The 19,526-nt window shown below is 54.5% G+C and carries 16 protein-coding genes, 1 tRNA gene and 1 pseudogene; 7 read left to right on the top strand and 11 right to left on the bottom strand.

Translation table 11 applies throughout. The annotated features are described in order from the left end of the window. From ACEQU8_RS04170 to yaaA, 3 genes and pseudogenes are all read right to left on the bottom strand, one after another. Positions 1-325: pseudogene (locus tag ACEQU8_RS04170) on the bottom strand (protein-L-isoaspartate O-methyltransferase); the annotation flags it as partial. An 8-nt stretch (positions 326-333) separates the two neighbouring features. Further along, positions 334-1,095 (bottom strand): 5'/3'-nucleotidase SurE, encoded by a 762-nt coding sequence (gene surE / locus ACEQU8_RS04165; protein ID WP_370261699.1) that lies wholly within the window; start codon positions 1,093-1,095, stop codon positions 334-336. Positions 1,096-1,098: 3 nt separating this feature from the next. Beyond that, entirely contained in the window at positions 1,099-1,869 is a 771-nt protein-coding gene (yaaA, locus tag ACEQU8_RS04160) for a peroxide stress protein YaaA (protein WP_370261703.1), read from the bottom strand. 302 nt (positions 1,870-2,171) lie between these two features. Here yaaA and lexA point away from each other — a divergent pair, with 302 nt between their 5' ends. Genes lexA through ACEQU8_RS04140 form a run of 4 tightly spaced genes read left to right on the top strand, consistent with a single transcriptional unit; the run spans position 2,172 to position 8,046 of the window. Continuing rightward, a complete protein-coding gene (gene lexA / locus ACEQU8_RS04155) occupies positions 2,172-2,822 on the top strand; it encodes a transcriptional repressor LexA (protein WP_370261697.1) in 651 nt (216 codons plus the stop codon). Between the two features lie 28 nt (positions 2,823-2,850). After that, entirely contained in the window at positions 2,851-3,633 is a 783-nt protein-coding gene (gene imuA / locus ACEQU8_RS04150) for a translesion DNA synthesis-associated protein ImuA (RefSeq protein WP_370261695.1), read from the top strand. Continuing rightward, entirely contained in the window at positions 3,572-4,948 is a 1,377-nt protein-coding gene (locus ACEQU8_RS04145) for a hypothetical protein (RefSeq protein ID WP_370261694.1), read from the top strand. Before imuA ends, ACEQU8_RS04145 begins: the two co-directional genes overlap by 62 nt. Then, positions 4,945-8,046, top strand: a complete 3,102-nt coding sequence (locus ACEQU8_RS04140) for an error-prone DNA polymerase (RefSeq protein WP_370261692.1) — start codon at positions 4,945-4,947, stop codon at positions 8,044-8,046. The genes ACEQU8_RS04145 and ACEQU8_RS04140 overlap by 4 nt, the downstream gene beginning before the upstream one ends. Before the next feature lie 17 nt (positions 8,047-8,063). On the opposite strand, the gene ACEQU8_RS04135 is transcribed toward ACEQU8_RS04140, so the two are convergent. Then, the gene (locus ACEQU8_RS04135) at positions 8,064-10,028 is read right to left on the bottom strand and encodes a DNA topoisomerase IV subunit B (protein ID WP_370261690.1); all 1,965 of its coding nucleotides are present in this window, start codon (positions 10,026-10,028) and stop codon (positions 8,064-8,066) included. Between the two features lie 263 nt (positions 10,029-10,291). Between ACEQU8_RS04135 and ACEQU8_RS04130 the strand changes: the two genes are divergently transcribed. Both ACEQU8_RS04130 and ACEQU8_RS04125 read left to right on the top strand, forming a co-directional pair. Beyond that, positions 10,292-10,867, top strand: coding sequence for an RNA polymerase sigma factor (locus ACEQU8_RS04130; protein ID WP_370261688.1), 576 nt, complete (start codon positions 10,292-10,294; stop codon positions 10,865-10,867). 10 nt (positions 10,868-10,877) lie between these two features. After that, positions 10,878-11,312, top strand: a complete 435-nt coding sequence (locus ACEQU8_RS04125; protein WP_370261686.1) for a hypothetical protein — start codon at positions 10,878-10,880, stop codon at positions 11,310-11,312. A gap of 27 nt (positions 11,313-11,339) precedes the next feature. Here ACEQU8_RS04125 and ACEQU8_RS04120 read toward each other — a convergent pair whose 3' ends face one another. The 4 genes from ACEQU8_RS04120 to ACEQU8_RS04105 form a co-directional block, all read right to left on the bottom strand. Then, on the bottom strand, positions 11,340-11,729 hold the full coding sequence (locus ACEQU8_RS04120) for a hypothetical protein (protein ID WP_370261684.1): 390 nt from the start codon (positions 11,727-11,729) through the stop codon (positions 11,340-11,342). Positions 11,730-11,738: 9 nt separating this feature from the next. Beyond that, positions 11,739-11,954 carry a hypothetical protein gene (locus ACEQU8_RS04115; protein ID WP_370261683.1) on the bottom strand — a complete coding sequence of 72 codons (216 nt, stop codon included), beginning with the start codon at positions 11,952-11,954 and terminating at the stop codon, positions 11,739-11,741. Positions 11,955-11,966: 12 nt separating this feature from the next. After that, a complete protein-coding gene (locus ACEQU8_RS04110; protein WP_370261682.1) occupies positions 11,967-13,319 on the bottom strand; it encodes a sigma 54-interacting transcriptional regulator in 1,353 nt (450 codons plus the stop codon). Positions 13,320-13,409: 90 nt separating this feature from the next. Further along, entirely contained in the window at positions 13,410-14,006 is a 597-nt protein-coding gene (locus ACEQU8_RS04105; RefSeq protein ID WP_370261680.1) for an RNA polymerase sigma factor, read from the bottom strand. A gap of 223 nt (positions 14,007-14,229) precedes the next feature. On the opposite strand from ACEQU8_RS04105, the gene ACEQU8_RS04100 reads away from it, so the two are divergent. Further along, a tRNA-Arg gene (locus ACEQU8_RS04100) sits at positions 14,230-14,304 on the top strand. A gap of 50 nt (positions 14,305-14,354) precedes the next feature. On the opposite strand, the gene ACEQU8_RS04095 is transcribed toward ACEQU8_RS04100, so the two are convergent. The 3 genes from ACEQU8_RS04095 to ACEQU8_RS04085 all read right to left on the bottom strand — a co-directional run bounded on the left by ACEQU8_RS04095 (position 14,355) and on the right by ACEQU8_RS04085 (position 19,364). Then, entirely contained in the window at positions 14,355-17,063 is a 2,709-nt protein-coding gene (locus ACEQU8_RS04095; protein WP_370261678.1) for a TRAP transporter large permease subunit, read from the bottom strand. Between the two features lie 134 nt (positions 17,064-17,197). Continuing rightward, positions 17,198-18,238 (bottom strand): putative solute-binding protein, encoded by a 1,041-nt coding sequence (locus tag ACEQU8_RS04090; RefSeq protein WP_370261676.1) that lies wholly within the window; start codon positions 18,236-18,238, stop codon positions 17,198-17,200. 88 nt (positions 18,239-18,326) lie between these two features. Further along, a complete protein-coding gene (locus ACEQU8_RS04085) occupies positions 18,327-19,364 on the bottom strand; it encodes a hypothetical protein (RefSeq protein ID WP_370261674.1) in 1,038 nt (345 codons plus the stop codon). Positions 19,365-19,526 lie beyond the last annotated feature (162 nt).

The raw sequence follows: 19,526 nt of genomic DNA, 5'->3' as shown, positions 1-19,526 counted from the left end.
TGCGGCCCTGCAATGCATATTCGGCAAAACGCGCAACGGTGAACGGCCGGGAGATGGTCTGCTGGTGGCCAATCGGCAAAGCCGCATCTTCATAAGCGCGTGAAGCAAACGCCTCATCCACAAACAAGTGGCGCGGCACTTGACCCATCACATCCAACACACGCTGATCGGCAATGCCCAGGGTTTTTAATTTATCCACGAGGTGGGCACGCGCTCGATCGGAGGTCAGGCTTAGCCCGCCCATGCGCTCAGGTACACGGTCTAGCTTGCGGGCAGACTGTGTAATCAGGGCTGGGGCTGGCTTGTAGCGCGGCTTGTTATCCATGGGTGTGATTACAGCCACTTGGCCAAAGTGTCCATGTGCTCAAACTGGGTAAGGTCGGCTTTCAGGGGGCTGATGGACACCTTGCCTTGTTTGACGGCATAAAAATCGGTGCCGGGGCCTGCATCTTTGGCTCCGCCGGGCGGCCCAATCCAGTACACGGTTTCGTCTTTGGGGTTTTTGGTGGGAATCACAGGCTCGGCATGGTGACGCTTGCCCAGGCGTGTGCACTCAAAACCTTGCAAGTCGTCGTAAGCAAGTGGGGGAATATTCACATTGAGCAAGCAATGCGCCAGGCCAGAAGGGTTGCTGATGTAACGCTCAACAATTTCTGCAGCAACGCGCGCCGCGCTGTCTAGGTGGGCATAGCCTTTGCCAGTAAGCGAAAACGCAATCGCTGGTAAACCGCACTGGAAACCTTCCATGGCCGCAGCCACAGTGCCTGAGTAAATGGTGTCATCGCCCATGTTGGCGCCGTTGTTGATGCCAGAGACCACCAAGTGGGGGCGTTGCTCCAGCAAACCTGTGACCGCCACATGCACGCAATCGGTGGGGGTGCCATTGACATACCGAAAACCATTGGAGGCCGTGCGAACGGTGAGGGGCCGATCCAGTGTGAGCGAGTTGGACGCCCCCGAACGGTCTTGCTCGGGCGCCATCACATGCAGCTCCACGCGGTTGCCAAAACGCTCCAGCAAAGCGCCATGCAGGGCCAAAATACCCGGTGCGCTGTAGCCGTCGTCGTTGCTGATCAGGATGCGGTACGGTTCCACGGTTTATGCTTCCTTGCGACGAAACACCCAGGTGTTCTCGGTTGACTCTTTGGCTGCAAAAGCATAACCATCCACCTTGAATTTTTTGAGTTGTTCTACATCGGTGATGCGCTGGTCAATGATGTAACGCGCCATGAGGCCCCGCGCTTTTTTGGCAAAAAAACTGATGATCTTGAATTGACCGTTTTTGTAATCCTGAAATACCGGCTGAACCACACGCGCACTCAGCGCCTTGGTGTCGACCGACTTGAAATATTCATCGGATGCGAGGTTGACCAATACCGGGTCTGTTTTACCCAAATCTTTGTTCAAAGCCGGGGCCACGATAGACTTCCAGTAGGCGTACAAATCTTTGCCAGCCGGGTTGGGCAGTTTGGTGCCCATTTCAAGACGGTAAGGCTGCATCAGGTCCAAGGGGCGAAGCACACCATACAGGCCGGACAAAATTCGAATATGTTTTTGAGCAAAAGCCAAGCCTTCTTCATCCAAGGTTTTGGCGTCCAGGCCATCGTACACATCGCCATTAAAAGCCAACACGGCAGGCCGGGAATTCTTGCTGGTGAACTGGGTGGACCACTCGCCATAGCGGGTCGCATTGAGCACACCGAGTTTGTCTGAAATCGACATCAACTCAGACAATTGGACCGGGCTCATGGGGCGGAGAATATCCACCAACTGGCTGGCTTCGTCTACAAACTGCGGCTTGGTGTGCTTGGGCACAGACAAAGGCGATTCATAGTCCAGCGATTTGGCTGGAGACAAAACAACAAGCATGGACATGGGAGTTCTGCGGTGGTTACTACTTGACCATTATCGCAGGATTGAAGGGGGGATTCACCCAAAAAGGGTTGTGAAGCTCTGGAAAAATTGGCCGCGGGTGCGAACGTGTCGCCCCGCTCTGGCCGTGTCTCCCAGGTCCGTCTCTCCGAGATAGAACTGATACCGCAGGGTGTCGCGATTGGATTCATAAAGCACCAGAAATGTGCAGGTTGGTTTGATAGCGCGGCAAAAGCGTTGCGCTTGCATGTTTCAAATTACTGGATATAATTACAGCATGTTCATTCGAGACTGGTGCCATGAAGGGTTTAACTGCTCGCCAACAAGAAATCCTCGACCTCATTCGCGATCAAATCTCGCAATTTGGCCGCCCACCGACACGCGCTGAAATTGCCCGGCAGCTGGGGTTCCGTTCGGCCAACGCAGCCGAAGACCATTTGCAAGCGCTGGCCAAAAAAAATGTGATTGCGCTGGATGCAAGCACTTCGCGGGGCATTCGCCTGCTGGGCGAATACGCCGAAGGCCTTGAAGAAACAGCCACCCGCGTGCTGGACCAGCTCATGCACCTGCCCGTGGTGGGGCGTGTGGCCGCAGGCAGCCCCATTTTGGCCCAAGAGCATGTTGAAAAAGAAATCCCCGTGGACCCTGCACTCTTCCCCGACAAACCCGATTACCTGCTCAAGGTTCGAGGCATGTCCATGAAAGACATCGGCATTCTGGATGGCGACTTGCTGGCTGTTAAAAAGGTGAACACCGCCCGTGCTGGCCAAGTCGTGGTGGCCCGGGTCAATGAAGATGTCACAGTGAAGCGCTATTTCCAAAAAGGCCACATGGTGGAGTTGCAAGCAGAAAATTCTGAATTTGCGCCCATTGAGGTTGATCTTCGAAAAGAAAACTTTGCCATCGAAGGCTTGGCGGTTGGCTTGATTCGCCAAGGCCAGTTGCACTGATGCAAGCCATGAAGGGGGCGCTTAGGCCATGCCGAATGAATCATCGACAGACCCCTTGGGCATTCACCCTTCCCTGTGGCGTGCCAACCAACTGGGTAGCGACACCACATTAAAAATACCAAGTGGCTTTCCAGAACTGGACCTTCAACTGCCTGGGGGCGGTTGGCCAACACGCAACTTGATCGAGTTGCTGTTAAAACACCAAGGCATTGGCGAACTTCGGTTTTTAATGCCCGTGCTTCGGCGCCTGTCACTTGAACAAAAAAAATTGGTGTTGGTGGGCGCACCGCACATTCCAATGGCGGCTGTGTTTGAACATTTTGGGGTGGCGTTGCAACAAATCACACTGATTCAAACCCACAAACCACAAGATCGCTTGTGGGCCATGGAGCAAGTGCTTCAAAGCGATGCGTTTGGTGCGCTGGTGATGTGGCTGCCCGAAGACAAAGCCTTGTGCTCACCCCCGGTGTTGCGGCGCTTGCAATACCAGGCCAGCCGCAGTAGCGGGCTTAGCTTTGTGTTCAGGCCTTTGCAAGCACAACACCAGCCATCCCCAGCCTCGCTGCGCATATGCCTTACCGCTTACAGCCCGCACCAGCTCCGTGTGCAGCTTATTAAACGCAGGGGGCCTGTGCTGGAACACCCCTTGGTGCTGCAATTGCCGCAATCCCACCGTGCTCTTCCCGGGCTGGTTTTTGAACACGAATTGGCACGCATGCATGCCATACAACACGCACAGGAGTCTGGCCGTGCTTTGGATCGCCATGTGCACACAGCCACCCAACGAGACACACAGCACAGCAACCCCTGATGGGGCCTTGTCGTCGTTTTTAGCTGAGTTACAAAGTCAGTGCGCCCACTACAGCCCCATGGTGTTTGTTCATCAAGACCAGCACCATCCTTGGCACGGTTTGCTTGTGGAGGTGCAAAGCTGTTTGCGTTTGTTTGGTGGGCGTGAATCCCTGTTAACCCGCTTGTGGCAACAGGTGCAAGCTTGCCTCAACGCACAAGCTTGGCCACAGCCACTGCACATGGCCTTGCACGGCAACCCCAATGCCGCCTGGTGGCTTGCCAAAAGCGCACCAGCCAACTCGCTGGCCGCCTTCTTGGCACAAACCACTGCCCCGGGTGCGGGTTTGGGCGGGTTGCCTGTGCACGCCTTGGATGTGGCACCACAAACGCTGAACACTTGGCAGCAGTGTGGTTTTGAGCGGCTTGAGCACTTGCGTACCTTGCCACGCGACGCTTTTTTGCGTCGCTTTGGGCAACAAGTGCTTGGCGAGCTGGATGCGGGTTTTGGTGAACACAACCGACAAGCCATTGCAGCCGTGGCAGCCCAAGAAGCCCTGGTGTTTGACATGCAGCAAGAACTGCCATTCCACAGCAATCAGCTTGAGATGCTTGAGCGGCATGCGGGTAGCCTGCTGCAGGCCCTGCAAACTTGGTTGGACACCCATCAACTGGCAACGCGTCTGCTTCAACTGCATTTTTGCATGCCCCACCACACCGAAACCCTTGCCCTGCACAGTGCAAATGCACAAGCCAAGGCCGAGCACTGGGCCAGGCTATTGCATCACCAGTTGGGGCGCGTAGAACTGCCCGATGATGTGCACAGCATTCGCTTGCTGTGCGATCAGGTGGAGGGCCGTGCCAGTTTGCACGGGCAATTGTTTGCCCACCCAGAAGACACGCAGCGCAACTGGCAAAACACCTGCGACACCTTGCGGGCAAGGCTTGGCAAACAAGCGGTGCTTTATCTGGGCGTGCAAGAAGACCCAAGGCCCGAATGCAGTGTGCTGTTAAACCCTACGCCTCACCCTACAAGGCGCCATCCCAGCGCACCCCAGCATGCCCCCGATTTACAAGTAGCAAGCCTTCCCCCAAGCACACCACGCCCTTTGTGGTTGTTGCACAAAGCGCGCCCCTTGCAAGGGCAACCCAGTTGGCACACGGGCCAAGCCTTGCAACTGCTCAGCGGGCCAGAGCGCATTGAATTTGGCTGGTGGGACCAACAACCCTGCAAACGCGACTATTACTGCGCCCAAGACCAACACGCGCGCCAGGTGTGGATCTACCGCGATCTTGAACAAGCCAACCAATGGTTTATTCATGGGGTATTTGCATGAGGAGGTTTGCCGAACTGATTTGCCAAAGCAATTTCAGTTTTTTAAAAAGTGCTTCACACCCGGAAGAACTGGTTGAACAAGCCGCCAGCCTGGGCTACTCAGCCATTGCCATCACCGATGAGTGTTCGCTGGCAGGCATTGTTCGCGCCCACCAAAAAGCGCTGGAATGCAATATTCAGTTGCTGGTGGGCGCACAGTTTGTGATGGCCAGGCACAGCGACTTTGCGGGCATGGCACTGGTTCTTCTTGTAAAAAACAAAACAGGCTACACCCACCTTTGCAGATTGATCACGCAAGCCAGGGCTCGCGCCTGCAAGGGCGACTACCAATTTACACACAAAGACCTGGCAGACCTGCCCCCCGGCTTATTGCTGCTGGTACAGGCCCAGGAGCACAGCCATGCGCAGTTGCCTGCTTTTTTGGCCTGGTGTGCCAAACGTTTTACGGGTCGCATGGCGGTGGCCTGCCACACGGGGCTGCGTGGGTTTCAACACAGCTGGCTGGCCCATGTGCAAACCCTGGCTCAACTGCATGGCCTCCCCATGGTGGCCAGCAACATGGCCTTGATGCATGCAGCAGAGCGCAAACCCTTGCACGACCTGCTCACAGCCATTCGGCTGAATTGCTGCTTAAACGATGCACGCCCCAAACTGTTGGCCAATGCGCAACAATGCCTTCAAACCTTGAATGAATTGTCCAACCTTTACCCACAGGAGTTGCTGAACAACACCCTGACTTTGGCTGAACAATGCACCTTCAGCATGCGCGAACTGCAGTACCAGTACCCGCGAGAAATTTGCCCGAGCAACAAAAGCCCCATTCAATACCTCACCGAGTTGGTCAACACCGAGGGACTTACACGCTACCCCCAAGGCCTGCCCCCAGAAGTGCAGGCCAAAATTGCGCATGAATTGGAATTGATCGCCGAGTTGAAATATGAGGCTTATTTTTTAACCGTCTACGACCTGGTCAAATTTGCGCGATCGCGCGGTATTTTGTGCCAGGGCCGCGGCTCTGCAGCCAATTCGGTGGTGTGCTATTGCTTGGGCATTACCGAGGTGAGCCCAGAAAAGCTATCCACATTGTTTGAACGCTTTATTAGCCGTGAGCGCAACGAGCCCCCCGACATCGATGTGGACTTTGAACACACCCGGCGCGAAGAAGTGATCCAATACATTTACGGCAAGTATGGGCGACACCGGGCCGCCCTGGCCGCCAGCGTGGTGGTGTACCGGCCCCGCTCTGCCTTGCGGGATGCTGGCAAAGCGCTTGGCCTGCGCCCTGAATTGGTGGACGCCATCGCCAAATCGCAAGATGGCATGTATGCACGCCAATTGAACTTGGAGCATTTGCAACAGGCTGGCATCAACCCGGCAGAGCATTCCGTACGCCAATGTTTGCACATGGCCGATCAACTGCTGGGTTTCCCCAGGCATTTGTCGCAACACACCGGTGGCTTTGTGATTGCCTGCAACAGCCTGGATGAACTGGTGCCTGTAGAAAACGCCGCCATGCCTGAGCGCAGTGTGATTCAGTGGGACAAGGACGACCTGGACGCCATGGGCCTTTTGAAAGTGGATGTGTTGGCCCTGGGCATGCTGAGCGCCATCCGGTTGACCCTGGAAGCCCTGCAAAACAAGCCTGGAGCGCCAACACGCCTGCAAGACATTCCGTCAGAAGACCCTGCCACCTACCGAATGATCAGCAAGGCCGACACCATCGGTGTGTTTCAAATTGAAAGCCGGGCACAAATGGGCATGCTGCCCCGCTTGCGGCCACGGCAATATTACGACCTGGTGGTGCAAGTGGCCATTGTTCGCCCGGGGCCCATCCAAGGCGGCATGGTGCACCCTTACTTAAAAGCCCGCGCCAATCCGGATTCAGTGGTGTATCCCTCCGATGCACTTAAAACAGCACTGGGTCGCACTTTGGGTGTGCCTATTTTTCAAGAGCAAGTGATGCAGATTGCCATTTTGGCTGCAGGGTTTACTCCGGGTGAAGCCGATCAATTGCGCCGCGGCATGGCCGCCTGGAAACGCAAAGGCAATTTGCACCAGTTCTATGAGCGGGTGGTGCATGGCATGGTCGCCCGGGGCTATGAGCCATCGTTTGCAGAACGCATTTTTCGTCAAATTGAAGGTTTTGGGGAATATGGTTTTCCAGAAAGCCACGCCGCCAGCTTTGCCCTTTTGGTGTATGCCTCGGCCTGGCTGAAGTGCAACCACCCTGATGCTTTTTTGTGTGGTTTGTTAAACGCCCAACCCATGGGGTTTTACGCGCCATCCCAATTGATTCAAGATGCACAAGCCCACGGGGTGAAAGTGCTGCCCGTTGATGTGGCCCACAGCGAGGTCAACACGGTGCTGCAACAAGACAATTCAGCCAAAGCCCTGTTTCCAGTGCGTTTGGGCTTACAGATGGTGCATGGTTTAAGCCAGCAAGGTGCGATAAGGGTGGTGGCCGCACGCCGCGCAAAGCCTTACGACAGCATTGAAGACCTGGCCAAACGGGCCGAGTTGAACCGCAAGGATTTACAAGCCTTGGCTGATGCCAATGCATTACAAAGCATTGCCGGGCACCGAAGGCAAGCAGCCTGGCACAGCGCGGGGGTCATTCAAGACAAAGACTTGCTGCAGCACACACGCCACTGTGAAACCCAGATTGCACTGCCCGCCCCCAACACACTCGAGGACATGCTGGCCGATTTCAGAAGCCTGGGCGCGAGCATAGAACACCATCCGGTGCGCTTCATTCGCCCCCAATTGGCACACTACAAAATCCAAACTGTGGAAACACTCAAAGGCTTTCCAGATGGGCGCCTTGCAAGGGCTTGTGGGCTGGTGACCCACCGCCAACGCCCCGCCACCGCCCATGGCACTGTGTTTTTGAATCTGGAAGATGAGACTGGCCATGTGAACGTGATTGTGTGGAGCAGCCTTGCGGAGCAACAGCGCCATGTGCTGCGCACGGCGCAAATCATGGGCGTGTTTGGCATATGGCAACGCCAGGGGGAGGTGTGCAACCTGGTGGCCCGCAGGTTGGTGGACTACACCCACCTGCTGGCCGAACTTAAAGCAGGTTCAAGGGATTTTCGTTAAGCAGACCAGGGTTTGACTTAAATATCCACTTCCACCAGGTTGCCTTTTTCTTCCAGCCAGGTTCGCCGTGCACCGCTTTCGCTGCGGCCCATCAGCATGTGCATCATGGCGTTGGTTTGGTCGAGATCCAGGTCGCCCAAAGTAACAGGCAACAAGCGGCGTGTGTCAGGGTTTAAGGTGGTTTCCCAGAGTTGCTCGGCGTTCATTTCACCCAAGCCTTTGAAACGGGAAATCTTGATATTGGCCTCTTTGACGCCTTCTTTGAATAATTTGTCCTGCACGGCATGCAACTCGGCATCATCGAGACAATACAACTTGCGGGCTGGTTTTTTGCCCATGGCAGGTACATCCACCCTGAACAAGGGAGGGCGAGCCACAAACACATGGCGGTTGCGTATCAACGCCGGAAAATGCTTGTAGAACAAGGTGAGCAGTAACACCTGAATATGCGATCCATCGACGTCAGCATCCGACAAAATACAGATTTTTCCGTAGCGCAAACCGCTGAGGTCGGGTGCATCGGCCGGGCCGTGGGGATCTACACCAATGGCCACCGAAATGTCGTGAATTTCCTGATTGGCAAACAAACGATCTTTGTCGGTCTCCCAAGCATTAAGCACCTTGCCTCGCAGGGGCAACACCGCCTGGAATTCTTTATCGCGCCCCATTTTGGCAGAGCCACCTGCGGAGTCGCCCTCGACCAAAAACACCTCGTTGAGAGTGACATCCGTGCTTTCACAATCGGTGAGCTTGCCGGGCAAAATGGCCACCGAGGAGCTTTTTTTCTTTTCAACTTTTTGGGCAGCGCGAGAACGGGCCTGGGCCTGTTTGATGGCCAATTCGGCAATTTTTTTGCCGTCTTCAATGTGCTGGTTGAGCCACAACTCAAAGGCTGGACGAACCAGCGAGGAGACCAACTTCACGGCATCGCGACTGTTTAAGCGCTCTTTGATCTGACCTTGGAATTGAGGATCAAGCACCTTGGCTGACAAGACAAAACTGGCCTTGGAAAAAATGTCATCGGGCATCAACTTGATGCCCTTGGGCATGAGCGAATGAAGCTCGCAAAACTGCTTGATGGCCTGAAACACAGCCTCACGCAGGCCCGATTCATGCGTGCCGCCCGCGGGGGTGGGAATCAAATTCACATAGCTTTCACGCACCGGCGCACCTTCAGCCACAAAGGCCAGCGCCCAGGCTGCACCCTCGCCTTCGGCAAAACCTTCATCGCGTAAAACATCCACGCTCAGGTCGCCGCTGAACATAGGCGCCACCAACTCGCGTTCAAGCAATTCTTCTTTCAAAAATCCGTTCAGACCGTCTTCAAATTTCCAACGTTTGGTCTCGCCAGTTTTCTCGGTAACCAGCACCACCTCCACGCCTTTGAGCAAAACCGCCTTGCTACGTAGCAAGCGATCCATTTCAGCCATGGGCAACTGGGGGGAGTCGAAGTATTTTGCATCGGGCCACACACGCACGATGGTGCCCTTTTTGGGGTCGCCGCTGGCTTGTGGGCGAACCTTGAGTTTTTCAACCACATCACCACCAGAAAAAGCCATGGTGCCCACCTGCTTATCGCGCACAGCAGTTACTTCCAGCCGAGTGGACAATGCATTGGTAACCGACACACCCACGCCATGCAAGCCGCCAGAAAAGCGGTAAGCCCCGCCGTCGGCTTTGTTGAACTTGCCGCCGGCGTGCAACCGGGTAAACACCAATTCGATCACGGGCACTTTTTCTTCGGGGTGCAAGCCAATGGGAATACCCCGGCCTTCATCCTGCACCGACACGCTGCCATCGCCATGCAAGGTCACGGTGATTTTGCTTCCAAAGCCACCCAGCGCTTCGTCGGCTGCGTTGTCGATCACCTCTTGGATGATGTGCAGGGGGCAGTCGGTGCGGGTGTACATGCCCGGGCGCTGTTTGACGGGCTCCAGGCCTTTGAGGACACGGATGGAAGATTCTTGATACTGATTGCTCATGGCCTTTACAGGTGCGTGAAATGCAAGCGTTGATGATACCAACAATTCACGGGGCTAGACCTTGCCGCTGGAACCATACACCGGTCGACTTGCACCCATACATGCAGCATCAGGTCGCAAGAGGTACGGCCTAAAGGCCTGCGGTACCTCGGGGTGGTGACACCTTTTTGGAGTTTTGACAGGGGTTGATACTCTGAACCACTCCAACACACCTGCCGAGGCCGAATATGGATTCACCACTGTTGCATGCAGAGAGGCTCGCCATGAAACCCGTTGTACCCGCATTAAAAATTACATCTGTACAAGGTTTTAAAACACAAAGGCAAGATGCCATTCGAACCGAATTCGAACTGCTGGTGGCCAAACAAGAAAAACGGCTTCGCAATTTTATTGTTAAACACTTTCGCGACGAAAATGCCGTTGAGGACGTTTTTCAGCAGACCTTGATTGAAGCCTATTGTTGCTGGGACAGCTTTAGAGGCGACGCCCAGCGCGCCACCTGGTTGTTTGGCATTGCACTGAATATTATTCGAAACACGGCCCGCCGCTCGCCACAGTACAAATTCCACTTTACCTCAGACGAAGAGCTTGAGCTGGAGCAAGCGGAAGGGTCCGACCCCATGCAGCATTGCATGAAAAACGAATTTAGCATCAAGCTGGAATCCGCAATCGCAAAGTTACCTCCCGACCTAAAAGACACCCTGCTGCTGGTGGTGCAAAACGGTTTGTCTTACCAAGAGGCTGCCGACAAACTGGGTATTCCCATTGGCACGGTGCGGTCCAGAATTTCACGATCCAGATCGCAATTAAAATCCATTTACGACCTTTACATGGACTAAGCAGGAAGGCATGGCCAAAGCATTTAGCACGGTGCCCGAGCTTTTACGCGCACTTGGTTTACAAAGTGATGTGCTGGAGCCCACGGCAGAAACCGAGGGCTACCGAATTGAGTTTGAACAACAATTTACAGTGGAGCTGCATGGTCAGGCCAATTGCCCCGCCCGCATGAGTACCCGCCTTTGTATGTTGGGGAAGTCACTGCAAGTGCAGGACTCCCAATTGCAAAAAGCCATGTTGATTTACACCGACATTCTGGATGAAGTGCCAAGAGGATGTAGCCTGGCGGTGTCGGAGCATGACAACTGTTTGCGCGTGGTGTGTGACTTGCTAAGCATTCCCCAGGCGCCTGGGGCATTGGAGCAGGTTTTCCATGAGTTTGTGAATTTTGCATTTGCCTTTAAACAAACCTACATCCAAACGAAAAGCCTGCCTGCCCACGCTTGAGGCATACTGCCAACGCCGCCTACGATATTAGCGCCGGCTGGCCAAATACCGAGTGAGTTGTTGCTGCAACTGAGTGCTCCACAGTTGTAAGGCGGCCCGCGGGTTGCTTGCAACCGTGCTGTTGGCTTGCTGGGGCTCACCATCAACACACTGCTGAACTGCACTAGGGCCCTCAAAAAAAGGCGCCTGAATGAGCAACTGCTTGTTGGGATTGATGTAAAGCACAGCCCCGCAGAGCTGCGACAACACCCAGCGAAGCCCCAGCCACTGCGCCAAACAATTGCTTTGGTAGGGGTTTAAACAGAGTTCGACCATGGGCTGGTGTTGGCCGCCAACCTTAGATTGGTACAGGGTGGCAATGCCGATGTCGAGAACGGCGAGCTCAGCCAGTACTTGTGAGCGTGCAGGGAGTTGCATGGCGAGCAACTAAGGGCTTGGCACCGCAAACGCCGCGGTGTCTTTGGTGACTTGGGCAGCCAGAGGCATGGCTGAACCAGCAGGCACTTGGCCGCTGAGCATACGCAAGGGCTGGGCAGCCAATTGCGATTTAATTTGTAAGAACAAATTGCGAGGGGCAAGTGCGGCTGTGGCGCCTGCAGCAGAGTTGGAGACGGCCCCAGATGGCTGGATGGGTGTACTCATGATGGATAAACCTCAAATGTCTTTTATTTGAGTGGTAATTTGCGAGGTTTGGTTCAATTTGACTTCTTGTTCGCTTCGCTTTAATCGGTAATACAAGGAGTGCAGAGGGATGCCAAGCAAAGTACTGGCCGTTTTTGCGCAACCCTTGCAATTGGCCAAGGTTTGGTGAATCACCGCCCGCTCAAAGGCCATCACCCGCTGTGGCAGTGTCAAGCCCAAGCGGGCTGGCTCACCCAGGTCACCCAAGCCAAGCCCTGGAGTTTGCAGACCCATCACATGGCGCTGAGCCACGGCTTGCAGTTCGCGTACATTGCCAGGCCACGGAAAGCTTAGCAGCACATCACAGTCTTCTTGGCTTAGCTGGGGCAATGGCAGTTTGAAGGTTGAACTTGCATGCTGCATAAAGTAACGGTAGAGCGGAATGATGTCTTCCAAGCGCTCATGCAAACAAGGCAAATTCAGTTGTGTCACACTCAAGCGGTAGTGCAAGTCCTCCCGAAAACGCCCCTGTTCAACCAGGCTTTTAAAGCTGGCCTTTGTAGAAGCAATCACCCTTACATTGACTGTGTAAAAACTGTTGCCACCAAGGCGGGCCGCACCCCTGTATTGCAAAGCGGTGAGCAACTTGGCCTGGCAAGCCAGCGAGAGGCTGTCGATTTCATCCAGGTAAAGCGTGCCCTCGTGCGCCAACTCAAGCTTGCCCACTCTGCTTTTTTGGGCCCCCGTGTAAGCGCCGGCCTCGGCACCAAACAACTCTGCTTCAAATAATTGTTCAGGCAAGGCCGCACAGTTCACATGGACAAACTGACCTTTTAAACCTGAATGCTCATGTAACCAGCGCGCTGCTGTGTCTTTGCCTGCACCGGTGGGGCCCAGCAGCACGGTGTCCACCGGCAGATGCTTGAGCTTGTTTAGTTGCAACACGGCCTGTTGCATGGGAGGACTTTTGCAAAACGCCTCACCAAAGGGGTTGTGGGCGTGTGGTTTGCAAGCTGGGGTGGGCTCAAAACTCAAGGGCTGGGTGCGCATCAAGCGCTCCAGGATTTGGGTCGCCGACAGGGGATCTGGCGGTACAACCATGGATGCAAAAATTGGGACATCGTGATACACATAAGCCTGCCAAGGCTTATCGATAAAACGAATGATGTGATGTTCAGGCTTCAGATTGCTCGACTTGAACGACGCAATCAGCTTTGCCAAGTCCTCCAGCGAATGATCCACCAACACCCAATGGCCCGCACTCGGACCACACTGTACCAAGGCATCGAGGGCCAACTCTCGCAGGTTTGCTTGCATCAACAAGGCGGCCGCGCGCAGGCGGCTTTTCAGGTCGGGGGATTGAATGCACAGGGTGATTTGATGCATGGCGTGAGTGGGTCCTGTCCTGGTACACAATGGCATGGCAACACACACCATTGTGCGGGCCCCACGACCCATCGCATTCACCAATCCGTGTTAGTTCTGCGTGGGGTAAGACACGTCCACCCGCAGCATGTCGCGTGCGCGTGAGAGGCGAGAGCGCACGGTTCCGATCGGCAAATCAAGCTCTTGGGCTGCGTCCTGGTAGGTTAAGCCCTCAAGCAACACGAGTTGAACCACATGCTGCATTTTGCAGGGCAACTGCTCAATGGCCCGGCGCAGGCTGTTAATTCTCTCTTGTTGCATCAATTGTTCTTCGGGCTCGCAGCTGGAGTCGGCCGGAATGGCCATCAATTGGTCTTCATACTCCTCTTCCACAAAGCGATGGCTGTTATCGCGAAACCGGAAGTTCTTGACCAAGTTCAATGCAATCCCGAAAAGCCAGGTTTCTGGGCGTGAATCGCCCCGAAATTTGTGCCAGCAACGAAATGCAGCCAAATGGGTTTGTTGTACGAGGTCATCCACATGCTCTTCGCGGCGAAGGTGTTTGCGAATGAAGTGGGTAAGGCGCGACTGCTGGCTACGCAGCAACTGATCCAAAGCCTCCAGTTGGTCTTTGCTGAGCACTGGCACACCGGCCTCAAGATCCATGTCAAAAGAAACGTTGCTGTGCTGGGGAGCAGGTGCATTCATGGCGGAACCTCTTGAAAAGTTGGCTTGTGCCTGTATGGTTTGCAGCAGCCGTGCCATGCCACCCGATTTTCTAGTTGTCTGTTTTTATGTGATTTTTTTTGATTAACCCGTGCTAGCTTTTACAAATTTTGTAAATGCCGTTGCCGCAGCCTACGGAATTTTTATGAACAGGCCACCCGGGTGAGCTGCCCGCAAAGCAGCCATCGGTGTAAAATGCCGCCAACCCGCCGTAGTTCAATGGATAGAACGAGCGCCTCCTAAGCGCTAGATACAGGTTCGATTCCTGTCGGGGGGACCAAAAAAAAGCCCCTCATTGCGAGGGGCTTTTTGCATCCAACACCAAAGCAATCAAATTGACTGCTCGGTGACAATGCGCCAACGACCGCCTTCCTTGGCAAGACGCAAAGTTTTGCGGACGTTGTCAGAGTAGCTATCGGCCTTGTAGAACTGGTCAAACTCCACCGTGGCGGTGTCGCCATTGACCTGCACATTCAAATTGCTGGTCTCTACTTCAATGTTTTTCTTGCCAGCAATGCGTGCACGGCGCTGACTCTCCCACTCTGAACGGCTCAGTTGCCCGGGCAGCTCAAAATTCTGGGAATAGAAGCTCAGGTAGCCCTCCACATCCCTGGCGCTCCAGGCAGCCGCCCAGTTGCTGACCATCTCGGTGACCTCGGTTTGGGCCACTGCAGCGTCTGAGGGGGCAGGAGGAGCAACAGGGGCTGCCACAACTGGGGCAGACGCAGCTTCTCCACCCGCAGATGGAGCGGACGCCTCGGTGCCCAGCACATCGGCAGCCTCTTGAGGCAGCAGCTCATCTGCGGGGGGCAGATCGGGTTCTGCCACTGGCGCGGGTGGCGGGGCCTTGGGTGCGGCTGGGGTTTGATCCAGCACTGCAGGGCGCAGGGCATCCAGGCCCAAGAAGTGGCTGACTGGTTGGAGCTTGTCTGCATTGTTAATCATGGCCTGACCACCGTAGGTGACAATCACAAGGCCGATGAACAAGGTGTAAACCGGTAACACCCAACGCTCGTAGCGATAGTAGAAGGGACGGTGTTTGGTCTCTTCGGCAGCTTTGTCCATTTCGGCTTCACCCACCACCTGCCTTGCAAGCAATTGGTTGAGCGCAACCGGCGGAGACAGATAACCCAACTCGAAAGCGGTGATCACGATCATCCAGAAGTGCACTGGGTGGATGCCATTGCTGTATGCAATTGGCGCCACAGTGGCCGACACCAGAATAACCGCGCCGAAAGGATCCATCACCATGCCGATGAAAATCATCATGAACATGAAGATGGTGAGCGCTGTCCAGATGCTGCCCATGTCGGCAGGCACTGCACTCATCAAGCCCGAACGCTCGATCATGCCACCCACACTAATGGACAATGCCATCAACATAATCAGTGCACCAATGTGACCAATGGTCTCGGTGGTTGCCGCACGAACGGCATATTCAAGGCCCTGGTTCTGCTTTTTCTCAGCGGGCGTGTCGCCACCCACCTTGGTGGGACCACCGCGCAGCTTGTCAAAGATGATCACGAACAACATGATCACAGGCAACATCACAGGTGCGGTGAATTCGTCAAGCTTGGTGTCAAGCAGATACTCGTAACCAAACACAACCAGCAACATGATCAAAATGTAAGGCGACACGGGCACCAAGGCGCGCAAAGACTGCGGCAGTGCGTCTTTGGCTTTGGCCCGCTCGGTGACCCGACCTTCGGCCTTCAGTAGCGCGATGATCATGAAAATGGTTGAGGTGAGGATGAACACAAACAGACCCCAACCATACAGCTCGCTGGTGGTGACCTCTTTGTTCAACGCTGCAATCACCACAATGAGCAAACAGGGGCGCAACACCACACCCAGCGAACCCGACATGGCAGTGGCGGCCAGCGCAAAGTGACGGCGGGCACCCACGGCCAAGACCTCACGATACACAATGGCACCGGCGGCAATCACGAACACGCCAGATGCACCGGTGTAAGCTGTGGGCACAGCGGCGGCCAACAACACAATCCAAGTGAAGACCTCGGGTGGCAACTTCCACGGACGCAAAATATCCATGAACAAAGACACCATGCGTGTTTGCTTGAGCAACATACCGGCCCACAGATACAAGGCCAAATTCAGGAAGATACTGGACAGCTCTGTGATTTGACCGAAGTAAATGGCCAAGCCCGCCAGGTAATCGTCCATGAAAAAGTTGATGCCGGCATTCAAAGCCATGAATGCATACAGCGGGATGCTCAACAATCCCAGGCCGTAACTACCCCCCTCTTCTGCATGCTCCGGTATTTTGAGCACATCGCGAAGGCTGATGTACGACAAGCCAGCAAACAAAGCGATGGCGATGATGTTAATTAAGGGGTTTTCGACCGCCACACCCGAGTCATATTGCAGCTTTAAGTAATAAGCGCTGGAAATGGTCATCAACAGGTTGGCACCCAGCATGGCCAGCGAGTACACCTGGAAATCTTTTTTGTAGCGCGGTGGTCGCAAGCTGATGTGGTGGTAACTTAGCGTGGTGGTCACGGCCGCAATGGCCACCATGATCAGCAAAATCAGGGGTCGGTTTTCTGTGCCAAACTTAAAAATGCCAAAGAAGCCGGTTTCAATTTCCCGGAACATCTTCACCTCAGGGGTGATGGCACCACTCACGCGCTCGTACAAATCGTAGCGGTCTTGGCATTGATCGCGTGCCGCTTCCAGCGACATGCGAATTTCGTTGGGGTCGATGGCGGTGTCGCCAAACAGCAGATCCAGGTCAGACTTCGGTGCGCTTTCAGCGTCGGCCACCTGCTTGGCCACCAAGGCATCGATATCAGGGTTTGGATCACAGCTTGGCTTTTCGGGGTCGGCCCGCAGCAAAAAATATTGAATTTGATTTTGGGGGTCGCCGAACATGCGCTCGCCCAAGCGCAGCAACTGGCCATGCACCATTTCGCCAGTGCCGATGATGAGCGTCAGCAGGAGCAATGAGAAAATTGGAAGGCTGGAAAGCCACTCCGAGGGAGAACGGCCAACCCATTTTTTACCGGAGGCACTCTGCATGATGGATCCTTTTCAGCGCGCATTTAATGCGCTGGATTTCGAATATAGGCAATACGAGTAATAAAAAGGGGCCAAACAAGGGCCCCTGCACTGCAAGGAAGGAATGGCTGCCGGGGCTCACCATTCCTTGTGACTCACAGTTCAGTCTTGGTGGCGCACTCGGAGTCGGCGCGGTTCACGCCACAACGAATTTGCTTCATGATGTTCAAGGCCTTGGGGTCGTAAGAACCAGCCTTGGCCAGATCCACGCGAGACTCACGCAACAAAATGGTGTATTTCACAGCGTCAGCGGCTGGAATGTCCATCCATGCGCCAGCAGGAATGCCCTTTTCAGCATTCTTGATGATCTGCATGCCCGCGGGGTACTTTTTGGCCCAGTAATCACGAGACTTCTGTGCAAAACCCTCTGGGAACTTCGATTTGTTCACAATCACCTGGTAGGTCAGCAACGCAACCGGGAAGCGAACAATCGCGCCCTTGTCGCCCAAGCCTTTGTACAGTTCCAGCGGCTTATAAGCTGCGGCTGGAGCGGCGATGATGTCAACAGATCCGTTGTTGAACTTGGCGCCAAAGTTGGAAATGTCTGCAGACACAGGCGACGCGCCCACTTTGGAGATCATTTGTTTTTGGGCAGAATCGTAGTCAAAAGACGCAATCTTTTTACCGGCCAGCTTTTCAACTGAGTTGATATCGCGGCTCTTGACGTACAAATAAGCGGCACCGAATGGGAAAATGCCAGCCACCTGGAAGTTACCTTGGGTCATCAAATCGTTGGCTTTTTCAGTGGCAAACAACTGGATGGTGCGCTTAACCACTTCGTAGCTCAGCTCCATGTCGACCTTGCCGTCTTTCACCACAGAGGCAGCGCCCAAAGCGTCGATCGAGCCGGCAATGGTGTTGTACGCACGGGTGCGGAAAGACGTGGCCACCAGCATGTCGCACTGGCCGGTCTTGAAGTTTTCAGACGCAATTTTTTCGTCGGTGAAGGCTTCAAGTTCCAAGTCTGCGCCCATCCCTTTGGCAGCCAACACATAGTCTTTGCTGAGGTTGAACACATCGCCACCGGCGCCAAGAATGTCGAATACACACACTTTTTGCTTGGCAAGTGCTGGGCTGGCCGAGGCCATGAGGGCCAAGCCGAGTGAAGCGGTAATGGCTTTGAGTTTGAAGGTCATAGAGTTAGTCTCCCAATTGTGGTTCAAGCGGTGGTTGGCGTAAGGCTAGAGAGGCCAGGCCAACCGCTGTTTTGCTGTCTTGCTGAAATTATTTCAACAAGTCGTCCACGTTCATGCCTTCAGGCATCGCGGCTTCTTCATCCCAGTATTTGCCCATGCTGCCGATCGGGGTACGGGTACCCTGATTTTCAGTCCAGTAACGGTCTGACAAGTTCAGCATCACAGCGGCAGAAATGCCCTCAACCAAAGCATATTGTTCGCTGGGTTTGTAATCTTTAACGTTGGCAAAGCGCTTGGTGGCGTCGCGGAAACGGGTGGTGTCGCCCACGGCCAATGCGGACAGGCCGTACATCACGTGCGAAAGCCGCACGCCTTGGCGCTCGCCGATCAGCATTGAAAGACGGAAGGTTCCCCACACGTCTTTGCCTTCTGAGGCACCAGGCAGAATGCTCCACACCACGGCGCGGGCTGCATTGGGTGCACCCCACCATTTGGCGTTTGAAATGCAAGTGAGCGCTCGCTCGGATTTGGGTGCAATATCGGTTGGCACGCCCACCATTTGCTGAGAGGCAATGTCATTCACCACGGCTTGCAAACCAGCCACGGTGCCCAACAAGTAAACCAATTCATCAAAATCACGCTCAAACTCGGGGCATCCTTCGCCATATTCAAAGCTGTATTTTTCTTGCAGCTTGTCGCGCATCATCTGGAATGCCTGCAACTGGCGGCGAGCGGTGGTTTCAAGCAGGCGTTTCTGCAAAATACGCGCGTCCTGGGCCTCGGTGATTCGATCCTCTTTGGCAGCGCGCAGGTAACGCAATTCGGCTTCCACGGCACGTTGCTCTGCGCAAGCGGCCGAAGACACCAGCAACAATGATTCAAGCAAGCGGGGGTCGCCATGGAAAGCGCGTGTGCCACCAGAAATCAGAGGGAAGTTGCCGGTGGCAAAGCGGCAGGCCATGTCGACATCTTCAATTTCAAGCTGGGGGGGAATAATGCGGCGTTCAATCAGGTTAATTGCAAGGTTGGTCGCCCCCCGTTCAATGCTTGCACAGCCCGCGGCAAAAGCCGACAGTACAAACACTCCAGACAGGGCGGCAGAACGCCACAAGCCAGCTTTGGTCATTGATGTCTCCGTAGAATTATTCTTTTATACCTTGTGTAGTCAATTTTTGGATTTGACTGGCGAGTAACAAGGAATTTGCTTATTAAACCATGAAAAATTTGGCCATCCAAGGCACTGTAAACACTTGTAAATAGTAGGCACATTCTAGTTTAAATTTTTTAA

The organism is Limnobacter sp. (assembly GCF_964228395.1).
Taxonomy (GTDB): domain Bacteria; phylum Pseudomonadota; class Gammaproteobacteria; order Burkholderiales; family Burkholderiaceae_B; genus Limnobacter.
The sequence above is the reverse complement of the archived record's forward strand: the minus strand, read 5'-3'. Positions and strand labels throughout refer to the sequence as shown.